Annotated in this window: 11 protein-coding genes; 1 reads left to right on the plus strand and 10 read right to left on the minus strand. The window is 64.1% G+C overall.

Annotation, left to right across the window (positions count from 1 at the left end; all coding sequences use genetic code 11):
* Positions 1–153: 153 nt before the first annotated feature.
* Together ACYYG1_RS16700 and ACYYG1_RS16705 are read right to left on the minus strand one after the other, a co-directional pair.
* Entirely contained in the window at positions 154–483 is a 330-nt protein-coding gene (locus tag ACYYG1_RS16700; protein ID WP_461211473.1) for an IscA/HesB family protein, read from the minus strand.
* Positions 484–1,155: 672 nt separating this feature from the next.
* Positions 1,156–1,497, minus strand: a complete 342-nt coding sequence (locus ACYYG1_RS16705; RefSeq protein WP_461211474.1) for an IscA/HesB family protein — start codon at positions 1,495–1,497, stop codon at positions 1,156–1,158.
* A 224-nt stretch (positions 1,498–1,721) separates the two neighbouring features.
* Here ACYYG1_RS16705 and pyrR point away from each other — a divergent pair, with 224 nt between their 5' ends.
* Positions 1,722–2,255 carry a bifunctional pyr operon transcriptional regulator/uracil phosphoribosyltransferase PyrR gene (pyrR, locus tag ACYYG1_RS16710; protein WP_461211475.1) on the plus strand — a complete coding sequence of 178 codons (534 nt, stop codon included), beginning with the start codon at positions 1,722–1,724 and terminating at the stop codon, positions 2,253–2,255.
* A 72-nt stretch (positions 2,256–2,327) separates the two neighbouring features.
* Here the strand turns inward: pyrR and argB are convergent, their stop codons facing one another.
* The 8 genes from argB to ACYYG1_RS16750 all read right to left on the minus strand — a co-directional run.
* The gene (gene argB, locus ACYYG1_RS16715) at positions 2,328–3,215 is read right to left on the minus strand and encodes an acetylglutamate kinase (protein ID WP_461211476.1); all 888 of its coding nucleotides are present in this window, start codon (positions 3,213–3,215) and stop codon (positions 2,328–2,330) included.
* Between the two features lie 229 nt (positions 3,216–3,444).
* Positions 3,445–4,815 (minus strand): ATP-dependent protease ATPase subunit HslU, encoded by a 1,371-nt coding sequence (gene hslU / locus ACYYG1_RS16720; protein WP_461211483.1) that lies wholly within the window; start codon positions 4,813–4,815, stop codon positions 3,445–3,447.
* A gap of 39 nt (positions 4,816–4,854) precedes the next feature.
* The gene (gene hslV / locus ACYYG1_RS16725) at positions 4,855–5,403 is read right to left on the minus strand and encodes an ATP-dependent protease subunit HslV (RefSeq protein ID WP_461211477.1); all 549 of its coding nucleotides are present in this window, start codon (positions 5,401–5,403) and stop codon (positions 4,855–4,857) included.
* Between the two features lie 43 nt (positions 5,404–5,446).
* Complete coding sequence (locus tag ACYYG1_RS16730; RefSeq protein WP_461211478.1) at positions 5,447–6,013, minus strand: macro domain-containing protein; 567 nt, start codon at positions 6,011–6,013, stop codon at positions 5,447–5,449.
* Positions 6,010–7,542 carry a M48 family metalloprotease gene (locus ACYYG1_RS16735; RefSeq protein WP_461211479.1) on the minus strand — a complete coding sequence of 511 codons (1,533 nt, stop codon included), beginning with the start codon at positions 7,540–7,542 and terminating at the stop codon, positions 6,010–6,012. The genes ACYYG1_RS16730 and ACYYG1_RS16735 overlap by 4 nt, the downstream gene beginning before the upstream one ends.
* 161 nt (positions 7,543–7,703) lie before the next feature.
* Positions 7,704–9,521, minus strand: coding sequence for a methyl-accepting chemotaxis protein (locus tag ACYYG1_RS16740; protein WP_461211480.1), 1,818 nt, complete (start codon positions 9,519–9,521; stop codon positions 7,704–7,706).
* Positions 9,522–9,865: 344 nt separating this feature from the next.
* On the minus strand, positions 9,866–11,536 hold the full coding sequence (locus ACYYG1_RS16745) for a methyl-accepting chemotaxis protein (RefSeq protein ID WP_461211481.1): 1,671 nt from the start codon (positions 11,534–11,536) through the stop codon (positions 9,866–9,868).
* Positions 11,537–11,696: 160 nt separating this feature from the next.
* A partial coding sequence (locus ACYYG1_RS16750; RefSeq protein WP_461211482.1) for a hypothetical protein occupies positions 11,697–12,027 on the minus strand: 331 nt, incomplete at its 5' end.

A 12,027-nucleotide genomic window follows, 5' to 3' on the forward strand; every position in this document is an offset into this window, starting at 1 on the left:
CCGTACCCCAACCAAGGGCGGCATGACCACGCTCATTTCATGGCCTACTGTCAGGTGATAACCATCTCAGCACAATTAGTAATTGTGTTGAACGAAGAACGGCCCGTCCCCTTGCGGGGGCGGGCCGTTTCGTTTGCCTTGGTGCGGCGTCGGCTAGCAGCTGCCGCAGCTGCCGCAGCAGCTTCCGCAACCGCCCTGGCCTTCGGACGGGGCGAATTCCATGGAGGATTCCACGGTGAACCCGGCGTAGCCGATGTCCACCTTCACGGGCTTGGCCTCCTCCAGGAGGTCCTGGTTCATGATCAGGGTGATCCCGTCGCCGAATTCGGCGACGGTGTCGTTCTCCCCGGCCTCGTCCAGAGCCAGGGCCAGACGGGGACCGGAGCACCCGCCGGGGGCCAGAAAAATCCGCACCGGAGATGCGGGATTGTCCTTGAAGTAGTTGATCAATTCAGCCTTGGCGGCATCGGTAAGTTCCAGCATGGTGCCTCCTAGTTATGGTATGGGGAATACCATAGGACCTTCATTGGGAAAGTCAATAGTTGGTGCTTTGGGCGGGGGGCAGGAGGCGTTGATTGTGGCCCATGGGGAAAGAGCTTGGTTTGCGCGGGGGAACAGCTGGTTCAAAAGCTTGCGCCAAGCCCTTTGGGACTCCCCAAGCCTCGGCGCGCTGCCCGGCGCAGCGGCTGTGATGGAAATCAGTGAAGCGGAGCCGGGCTCGTGCGACGGGGCGGCATCACCTGTGCCGCGACACGAGTGGAGAAATCAACGGAGGACTGCACCACCGCGATTTTTCCGCGTCCCATGCGGGTACGGGGGGCGTAGTGACCTGGGTGGAAACCCCCAAAGCGAAGCCGCCCGTACCCGCATGGGGCGCGGCCGCGCCCCCTCTTCCCTCACTCCCGACAAACCAACGCCCTACCCGCGAGGGAACGCGGCGGGAGGGGAGGGAGGGCAGAAGTGGTTTTGCGTCACGACCCAAACGCGCCCGCCTCTGACACCTTCCAAACTCGCCACAGCACCCGCGCGCCGCCTCTCTTCCCCATTTCCCCTCATTTCCTTAATCCCCAAATTCCCTTCCCCCCGCCTGAGCCCAGCCACAAAAAAAGCGCCCCCGAACGGGGGCGCTTTGTATTTCTGGGTTCAGGCCGGGCCCTAGCAGCTGCAACTGCCGTCGGTGCCGCAGCTCCCGGAGGAGCAGCTGCCCGAGGAGCAGCCTCCGCCGCCCAGTTGCAGGCTGGAGTCCACGGTGAAGCCCATGTAGCCGATATCCACGGTCACGGGCTGGGCGGATTCCAGGAGATCCTTGTCCATCAGGAACTTGATCCCGCCGTCAAAGTCGAAAACCTCATCCGATTCCTTTGGCTCATCCAGAGCCAATGACAGCCGCGGGCCAGCTCAGCCGCCGTTGGCGAGAAAAACCCGAATCGGGGAGACGCTCTTGTCCTGGAAGTAGGCGAGCAGCTCCTCGTGGGCCTTGTCGGTCACGTTGAACATATTTCCTCCGAGAGTCATAGGGTATGGGCAGAGGTAAGCGCGGGACCCTGTCTTGTCAAGAGTATCGATGGAATACGTATTGTTAGATAGAATTAATCTATGGATTCCGCCCGGGCGGCATGTGGTCCGGGGCTTTTCTCCGTTCCAGGCATGTGGTATTCCAGGCTTCCGCCCGGCGCGTGGCCGGGCCCGCATGCGTTGTTGATCTCAGCAAAGAGGGAGACATGAGCGAAGGTAAAGTCCTGATGACGGCGGAAGAGATAGCGCGCACCATGGATCGCCTGGCCACGGAGATCGTGGAGCGCCACGGCGGGTGCGAGTCCCTGGCCATCCTGGGCATCCAGCGCCGGGGCGTGGACCTGGCCGCCCGCCTGCGGGGCAGCCTGCAGGAGCGGGCCGGGCGCGAGCTGTTGAGCGGCCAACTGGACATCAACCTCTACCGCGACGACTGGACCACCCTGGAGGTCCAGCCCCAGATCAACAAGACCGAGATATTCTTCGACATAGACGGCAAGGACATCGTGCTGGTGGACGACGTGCTGTTCACCGGGCGCACCATCCGCGCGGCCCTGGAGGCCATCCTGGACTACGGCCGTCCCAACCGGGTGGAGCTGCTGGTCCTGGTGGACCGGGGGCACCGCGAGCTGCCCATCGCCGCGGACTACGTGGGCAAGACCGTGCAGACCCGGCGCGGCGAGCATGTGGACGTGTTCCTCGCGGAACACGACGGGCGCGACGAGGTCGTCCTTGTATCCTAGCCTGCCGCTTTTGCGAACAAGAAAGGCCGCCGTCCCTGGGGACGGCGGCCTTTTTGATTTCCTTGCGCGTCGCTAGTTGCCGAGGATCTGGGTGCCGATGCCCTGCTTGGTGAACATCTCCAGGAGGATGGAGTTCTCCAGGCGGCCGTCCACGATCTGGGCCTTTTCCACGCCCGCGTCCAGGGCCTCCAGGCAGCACTTGAGCTTGGGGATCATGCCGCCCTTGGCCGTGCCGTCCTCGATGGCCCGCACCACGTCGGCGCGGCGCATGCTGGAGATGAGCTCGCCGTTGGCGTCCAGCACGCCCTCCACGTCGGTCAAGAGGATCAGTCTCCTGGCCTCCAGGGCCCCGGCCACGGCCGCGGCCACGGAGTCGGCGTTGATGTTGTAGGTTTCGCCGTCGTCGTCCACGCCCACGGGCGCGATGACCGGGATGAAGCCCTGGCCCTCCAGGGTGCGGATGAGCGTTGGGTCGATGTGCTCCACCTCGCCCACGTGGCCCAGGTCGATGATCTCCGGGGGCATGGACGGGGACTCGGGGGTCGCGGTCATTTCCAGCTTGCGGCAGCGGATGCAGCGCCCGTCCTTGCCGGACAGGCCCACGGCCTTGCCTCCGTGCTGGTTGAGGAGGTTCACGATCTGCTTGTTGACCTTGCCCGCCAGGACCATCTCCACCACGTCCATGGTGGCCTCGTCCGTGACGCGCAGTCCCTCGCGGAAGCAGCTGTCGATGTTCAGGGCCTTGAGCATCTCCCCGATCTGCGGGCCGCCGCCGTGCACCACCACGGGGTTGACCCCGATGTATTTGAGCAGGGTCACGCTCTTGGCGAAGGCCTGCTTCAGCTCTTCGTCCTTCATGGCGTGGCCGCCGTATTTGATGACGATGGTCTGCCCGTAGAACTGCCGCAAATAGGGCAGGGATTCCAGGAGCAGCTTGGCGATTTTGCTTTCCTTTTTCATGTCGTGTCCTTGGTCTGGCGCTGCGGGCGAAAGGCCCACGCTTCGCCCGTGATCTCTCCCACAACGCAGCAAGGAAATCAATTCCCTGGCCTGCTGCCGCCGCTGAGTAAAACCGTTCAAAAAGTGAGAGATGCAAGGCGCAAGAAAAATGCAGGCCCGACGCGTATTCAAATACGCGAGGGTCTGCATTTTTCGCAGCAACGAAGCAGATGGCGTTTTTTCAACGGTCTTAGAGGATGTAGCGGGACAGATCGGTATCCTGGGTCACATCCTCCAGGTGCGCGCGCACGTAGTTTCGGTCCACGGTCACGGCCTGGCCGCTCTTGTCCGGGGCCTCGAAGGACAGGTCCGAGAGGATCTTCTCCAGGATGGTGTACAGCCGCCGCGCGCCGATGTTCTCGGTCTCCTCGTTGACCTTCTGGGCGAAGGCCGCCACCTCGTGCAGGGCCTCGTCCGTGAAGGACAGGTCCACGCCCTCGGTGGCGATGAGGGCCTTGTACTGCGTGGTCAGGGCGTTCTGGGGTTCCGTGAGGATGCGGTAGAACTCCGCCTCGCCCAGGGTGTCCAGCTCCACGCGCAACGGGAAGCGGCCCTGGAGTTCGGGCACCAGGTCCGAGGGCTTGGACATGTGGAACGCGCCCGCGGCGATGAACAGGATGTGGTCCGTGGAAACCATGCCGTACTTGGTGTTGACCACGCTGCCCTCCACGATGGGCAACAGGTCGCGCTGCACGCCCTCGCGGGACACGTCGGCCGTGCCCGCGCCGCACGAGGCGGTGCTGGAGCAGATCTTGTCGATCTCGTCCACGAACACGATGCCGCCCTGTTCCACGCGCTCGCGCGCGGCCTCGGCCACGTTGTCCATGTCCACCAGGCGCTCGGACTCCTCCTGGATCAGGATGTCGTAGGCCTCGCGCACGTTCATCATGCGGCTCTTCTTCTGCTTGGGGAACAGGCGGCCCATCATGTCGCGGACCTGCATCTCCATGTCCTCCATGCCAGGCATGGCCATGACCCCGATGGGCGCGCCGCCCTGGGTGGAGACCTCCATCTCCACGCGGCGGTCGTCCAGCTTGCCCTCGCGCCAGAGCTTGCGCAGCTTCTCGCGGGTGGAGGAGGGCTCCTCCACGCGAGCCGAGCCGTCGACCCCGGCGGCGATGACGTTGCCCGCCTGGGCGTTCTGGCCGCCGGGGCGGGGGTAGAGCAGGTCCAGCAGGCGCTCCTCGGCGTTTCGTTCGGCCTTGACCTGGACCTTGTCCATCTCCTCCTTGCGGACCATGTTCACGGCGATCTCCGTCAAGTCGCGGATCATGGATTCCACGTCCCGGCCCACGTAGCCCACTTCCGTGAACTTGGAGGCCTCGACCTTGATGAACGGCGCGCCCGCCAGGCGCGCCAGGCGGCGGGCGATCTCGGTCTTGCCCACGCCCGTGGAGCCGATCATGATGATGTTCTTGGGGGCTATCTCGTCGCGCAGCTCGGGCGGTACCTGCTGCCTGCGCCAGCGGTTGCGCATGGCGATGGCCACCATGCGCTTGGCATCCTTCTGGCCGATGATGAACTTGTCCAGTTCGGAAACTATTTCCCTGGGGGTGAGCATGGTCACGTGTGGTCTCCTTGGGGGGATGGGGGAGCGGCGCTAGTCCGTCTCGCGCTCGGCGGTCTCGATGATCAACTGGTCGTTGGTGTACACGCAGAGCTCCGAGGCGATGGCCATGGCCTTCTCGGCGATGTCGCGGCCGGAGAGGTCCGTGTGGCGGGCCAGGGCGCGGGCCGCGGACAGGGCGTAGGGGCCGCCCGAGCCGATGGCCGTGAGCCCGTCGTCGGGCTCGATGACGTCGCCCGTGCCCGTGAGGATCAGGATGGTCTCGGCGTCGGCCACGATGAGCATGGCCTCCAGGCGGCGCAGGTATTTGTCCATGCGCCATTCCTTGGCCAGCTCCACGGCGGAGCGGGTCAGGTTGCCGCCGAAGGCCTCCAGCTTGGCCTCGAAGCGCTCGAAAAGGGTGAAGGCGTCGGCCGTGGCCCCGGCGAAACCAGCCAGGATCCTGTCCTTGTACAGGCGGCGCACCTTGCGCGCGCCGTGCTTGAGGGCGATGCTCTGGCCGAAGGTCACCTGGCCGTCCCCGGCCAGGGTCACGCCCCGGTCGTCCTTGACGGCCAGGATGGTGGTTCCGCGCAGTTCCATATGTCGCTCCGGATAATGTTGTCTGGTTCTGGTGCGGCGCGGGTCAGGCCGGGGGGCCGAACAGCTCGCGCGCCCGGGCGGCCCACAGGGCCGCCGCGTCGGCAGAGAAGATAACCATGCTCGCGGTCTTGACCACCCCGGGGGCGAGGTTTTCCGCCAGGGTGGACAGGGCGATGGTGGCGGCGCGCTCCATGGGGAAGCCGTAGACCCCGCAGGACACGGCCGGGAAATCGACGCTCGCAGCGCCGTGCTCGCGGGCCAGGCGCATGCTCCCGGCGTAGGCCGAGGCCAGGAGCGCGTCCTCGTCGTTCGCGCCGCCGCGCCATACGGGGCCCACGGTGTGGATGACCCATTTGGCGGCCAGCCCGAAGCCCGGGGTGATGACGGCCCGGCCCGTGGGCAGGGGGCCGTTGTCGCGCACCCAGGCCCGGCCGGCGGCCAACAGTTCCGGCCCGGCCGCGCGGTGCAGGGCGCCGTCCACGCCCCCGCCCCCGGCCAGCTGCGGGTTGGCCGCGTTGACCACGGCGTCGGCCGTGGAGCGGGCCAGGTCGCCCCGGCGCACGCACAGGGCGCCGCCGGGCAGGTTCCAGCACTGGGGGGCCGGGGTCATGACTTGCCCTTGTCTTCCTCTTCGTCCTTGTCTTTGTCCTTGTCCCTATCCTTGTCCGGCTTTTCGCCGGGCTTGCCGCCCCAGAACTCGGCGCGTTCGCCGAAGGCCTTTTCCAGGGCCTCGAACTGTTCTTTTTCCTCGGGGGTCTTGGCCAGGGCCTCGGCCTTTTCCATGTGATACTTGGCCTTCTTGCGGTCCAGGTCGTAGAGGCCCCAGTAGGCCAGGTGCAGGTGGCCCAGGAACTCCTTGCCCGAGCGGCCCAGGGTCAGGCCCAGGAACTGGTGCACTTCCGGGTCCTCGGGCAGGGCCTTGAGCACGCGCTCGTAATACTTGATGGCCTGTTCGGTCTGGCCCCTGTCCTCCATGAGCCGGGCTAGGAAGAACAGGGCGTGCAGGTCCTTGGGGTTGAGCAGCGCGGCCTTGGTCAGGTAGCGCTCGGCCAGGGAGCCCTTGCCCTGGCGATAGTGGAACTTGCCGGCCTCGCGCAGGACCAGCGGGTCGTTCGGCGCGAGCTCCAGCGCCCTGTCGAAGGCCGCCGTGGCCTCGGCCGTGCGCCTGGCGCGCGCCTGCACGATGCCTTCGCCCATGGCGTCCAGGGCCGGGTCGCCCGTGCCGTTGCGGAACACGGAGAGGGCCGCGTCGCGGTCCGCGAAGCGGGCCCGCACCAGGGTCTGCACGCGCTTGAAGCGCTCGTCGGAGTCCTTCCTGTCCTTCAGGTCTTCGGGCAGGCGCTTGATGCGGTCGTCCAGGTAGCCGATGCGTTCCTCCACCCCCGGGTGGGTGGTCAGGTAGGCGGGGGCGGAACTGCCGGACAGGTATTGCTTGCGGCGGATCTTCTTGAAGGCCTCCTGCATGCCCTGGGGCGGGAATCCGGCCTCCACCAGATAGTTCATGCCCACCTGGTCGGCCTCGCGTTCGTCCATGCGGCTGTAGTTGAGCATGGCGGACTGGCCCCCGGCCAGGGCGCCGATCATCAGGGCCTCGCCCACGTTGTGGGTGCTTTCGCCGCCCCCGGAACCGATGAGCGCCCCGGCCAGCATGCCCGCCAGCATGCCCATCTGCACGATCTGCGATTGCTCGATGCGCTTGGCCACGTGGCGCTGGGTGACGTGGGCCAGTTCGTGGGCCACGACCCCGGCCAGCTCGGATTCGTGCTCGAATTCCGTGATCAGGCCCGTGAACACGTACACGTAGCCCGCGGGCGTGGCGAAGGCGTTGATGGCGCCGTTGCGCACCACCGTGGTGGTGATGGGGTAGGGCTGCGGGGGCAGGGCCTTGGCCACCCGGTCCACCACGTCGCTCACGTAGGACACGATCTCCGGGTCCTCCACGATGGGGTAGTGGGCCTTGATGAGGGTGTTGTATTTCTTGCCCAGCTCCTTTTCGTCCTTGATGCTGAACGTGCCGAACAGCCCGGCGAAGGCCTGGGGCGGCAGGAGCAGGCTCAGGCACAGGACCGTGCAGAGGGCCGTGGCCAGGGCCCGGGAGGCGGGACGCCGCGCCCGGGCAAGGGTAAGCGATGTGTTCATTGCGGGTTCCATGGGGCCCGGTTGTTTGTGTGCGCCGTGCGGGCCCTGGCCTTGTGTACCGCAAAGGCCGGGGGCCGCCAAGGGCGGGATGCCTGGAAGGGAGGGAAAAGGGGGCGGGAAGGGCGGCCCCTCCCGGAGATTCGGAAGGGGCCGCTGACGGGTCAGGCGTTCTTCAGTTCCTGGACCAGTTCGCTGAGCCGCAGCATCTGCTCCGAGAGTTCCTGGACGGCCTGGGCGGTCTGGGTCACGCCTTCGGTGGTGTCCAGGGTGATGCGGTTGACCTCCTCCACGGAGCGGTTGATCTCCTCGCTGGTGGCGGACTGCTGTTCCGCGGCCGTGGCGATGCCCTGGATTTGGTCGGCGCTGATCTCGACGCCCTTGACGATCTCGCTCAGGACCTTGCCGGATTCGTTGGTCAGTTCCACTACCTTGTCCATGTCCTCAACGGCCCGCTCCACGGACTGGATGTTCTGGTGCGCGCCGTCCTGGATGGCGCGGATGGAGTCGCCCACCTCCTGGGTGGCGGTCATGGTCTTCTCGGCCAGCTTGCGCACCTCGTCGGCCACCACGGCGAAGCCGCGGCCCGCGTCGCCCGCGCGCGCGGCCTCGATGGCGGCGTTGAGCGCCAGGAGGTTGGTCTGGTCGGCGATGTCCGTGATCACGGTCATGATGTTGCCGATGGATTCGGCCTGTTCGCCCAGGCGGCCCATGTTCTCCTTGAGCTGCAGGGTCTGCTTCTGGGTGGTCTGCATGGCCGCGATGGACTGGCGCACGATCTCCGCGCCGCTCTGGGCCTTGGTCTTGGCGTCGGCCCCCACTTCGGCGGCCTCGCCGGAGTTCCTGGCCACCTCCAGCACCGTGGCGTTCATCTCCTCCATGGCCGTGGCCGTGTCGGCGATCAGCGCGCTCTGGGTCTGTGCGCCGTGGCGGATCTCGTCGGTCTGGGCGGAGATTTCCTCCGATGCCGTGGCCACGCGGTTGACCACCGCCTCCAGGCGCTCGGCGGCCTGGTGCATGCCCTCGGTCTTGGCGAGCTCGGCCTGGTGGCGGGCTTGTTCGGCCTCGGCCGTGGCGATCTCCGCGTCATGGGCCTTCTGCTCGGCGGCCGCGCTCTTGGCCTCGATTTCCTGCATGTTTTCCGAGAGGGTGGTGATCATCCGGTGCAGGGCGCTTTCCAGGTGGGTGATTTCGTCCTTGCCCTTCACTTCCACGCGCACGTCCAGGTTGCCCTGGGCCACTTCCTGGGCGTTGGCCGTGGCCTGCTTCAGGGGGGCCAGGATGCTGCGGATGATGCTGAACACCAGGGGCAGGACGATGAACAGCAGGACCACGCCCGTGGCGCTGCCCACGGTGATCAGGGCCGAGCGGAGGATGCCGTTCAGCTTGGCGTCGATGGCGGCCTTATCCTTCTCGATGCCGTCGATGTATACGCCCGAGGCGACGTAGTAGGGCAGGTTACCGATGTTGTCGGCGTAGGACAGCTTGGGGCTGGGTTCCTTCTCGCCCGGCTTGGGGTACCAATAGGTCACGAATCCGCCGCCTTCCCTGGCCTTGGCGATCATCTCCTTGGTGAAGTAGTTGCCCTTGGCGTCCTTGGCATCCATGTCGCGTATGCCGACCTTGCCCGGGTCGATGGGATGGGCCACGCACACGGCGTCCATGGTCCTGATGAAGTAGTAGCCGTTTTTGGCGTAGCGTATGTTCTGGACGGCGTTGCGCATGCCCTCTTCGGGGTCGGCGCCGGCCGCCTTCGCCTTTTTGTACACGTCTTCAAGCATGGAGCTGACCGATTCGGCCGAGTACTGCAATGTTCTCTTGTAGCCTTCCTCCATGGCTTTTTCCGCTTCGTTTAGTGAGGCGTGTCCTACAGAATTCATGTAAACTGTGAATGCAGCCGCAATGGCGATGGAAAACAAAATCATGAATACGACAAGAAAAACGAATCGACTGGTGATTGTAAATTTCCGAAACATGTTCATCTCCAAATTTAGGTTCAGAATGCGATGAATACGAACCGAAACAGCAAATTGGAGCGCGACAATTGAATCGAAAACATTGGTGAATAGGCAGATCAATAGTTCTTTTGCTAATGATGAAGATTAAATGACCATATTTCTCGACCTATTGTAAGAACTTTATATCTACATAAGTATAATTAATGGGTTTTTGTGGGGATAAATTGCGTATTCCGATCACTGCGTGCCCGGCGACGTGAAACCGGTCCGGGGCCAAACGGCCGCGGGCCGGTGACGGATTGGCGGGAGGGGATGGGGCGGAAAGGGAGGCGGCCCCCCGCGACGCTTCGCGGGGGGCCGCCGGATGCTTAGGCGTTCTTCAGTTCCTGGACCAGTTCGCTGAGTTGCAGCATCTGCTCCGAGAGTTCCTGGACGGCCTGGGCGGTCTGGGTCACGCCCTCGGTGGTGTCCACGGTGATGCGGTTGACCTCCTCCACGGAGCGGTTGATCTCCTCGCTGGTGGCGGATTGCTCCTCGGCGGCCGTGGCGATGCCCTGGATCTGGTCGGCGCTGGTTTCCACGCCCGTGACGATCTCGCCCAGGACCTTGCCTGACTCGTTGGTCAGTTCCACGACCTTGTCCATGTCCTCCACGGCCCGCTCCACGGACTGGATGTTCTGGCGCGCCCCGTCCTGGATTGCGCGGATGGAGTCGCCCACCTCCTGGGTGGCGGTCATGGTCTTTTCGGCCAGCTTGCGCACCTCGTCGGCCACCACGGCGAAGCCCCGGCCCGCGTCGCCCGCGCGAGCGGCCTCGATGGCGGCGTTCAGCGCCAGAAGGTTGGTCTGGTCCGCGATGTCCGTGATCACGGTCATGATGTTGCCGATGGCCTCGGCCTGCTCGCCCAGGTGCCCCATGTTCTCCTTGAGTTGGAGGGTCTGTTCCTGGGTGGCCTGCATGGCCTCGATGGACTGGCGTACGATCTGCGCGCCGCTCTGGGCCTTGGACTTGGCGTCGGAGCCCACCCCGGCGGCTTCGCTGGAGTTCCGGGCCACTTCCAGCACCGTGGCGTTCATCTCCTCCATGGCCGTGGCCGTGTCGGCTATGCGCTCGCTCTGGATCTGCGCGCCGCGTCGGATTTCGTCGGTCTGGGCGGAGATTTCCTCGGCCGCCGTGGCCACGCGGTTGACCACGGCCTCCAGGCGCTCGGCGGCCTGGTGCATGCCCTCGGTCTTGGCGCGCTCGGCCTGGTGACGGGCTTCCTCGGCCTCGGCCGTGGCGATCTCGGCGTCATGGGCCTTTTGCTCGGCGGCCTCGCTCTTGGCCTCGATCTCGCGCATGTTTTCCGCCAGGGTGGTGATCATCTGGTCCAGGGCGCTTTCCAGGCGGGTGATCTCGTCCTTGCCCTTCACCTCCACATGCACGTCCAGGTTGCCCTGGGCCACTTCCTGGGCGTTGGCCGTGGCCAGCTTCAGGGGGCCGAGGATGCTCTTCACGATGACGACGACCAGGGGCAGGACGATGAGCAGCAGGATCCCGCCCGTGGCGCTGCCCACCGTGACCAGGGCGGCATTGAGGATGGCGTTCAGCTTGCCCTCGATGTCCGCCTTTTCGGTCTCGATGCCGTCGATGTACACGCCCGAGGCCACGAAGTAGTGCGTGTCGCCTATCCTGTCCGCGTAGCTCATCTTGGGGCTGGCCTGCTTTTCCCCGGGCTTGGGGAACCAGTAGGTCACGAACCCGCCGCCTCCCTTGGCTTTATCGATCATTTCCTTGCTGTAATACGTGCCCTTGGCGTCCTTGGCCTCGATGTCGTTTTGACCCACCCTCTCGGGCATCAAGGGGTTTGCCACGATCTTGCCGTCAAAGTCGCTGATGAAGTAATAGCCCTTCTCGGCATAGCGAATGTCTTTGACTGCGTTTCGAATGGCATGTTCCGGGTCCTGACCTGATTCCATCGCCTTGTGATATACGTCGTCCAGCATGGACCCGATGGATTCAACGGAATAGTGCAGCGTGCGCTTGTAGCCTTCTTCCATGGCCTCTTCAGCCTCGATTAAAGAGGCTGATCCCACCGATTTCATGTAAAAGGTGAATGCGCCAGCTATGGCCAAGGAGAACAAAGCCATAAACGCGATGAGAAAAATGAACCTGCTTGTGATGGTGAATTTCCGAAACATTTCCCCTCCGAATTCGAGTTCAGGATGTATGGTTCAAGAGCTCCAGAGTCAGATTGAGAGCGAAAATGATGTCGAAAACAATGTTCGGATAAATCTTGAAACGAGAAAAAAAGTTTGGTTGCCGTTTGTTAATCATTTTGTCTGTTTGTTGTACAGTTTTAACATTGGTTATAAGTATATTTAATGCTATCAAAATAAAATAAATGTTTGGATTTAATGATGGCGCAATGGACCAATGCGAAAGAGTCGCTTGCCGGGACGAAATCGGAAAGGGTGTACAGAGATAGTATTCACCTGACACTGCCGCCCCTGGCGGGGTGATTTCTAGGCGGCCGCCTCGGCCGCCTTTT

This window comes from Desulfocurvus sp. DL1XJH-121, from assembly GCF_054819825.1.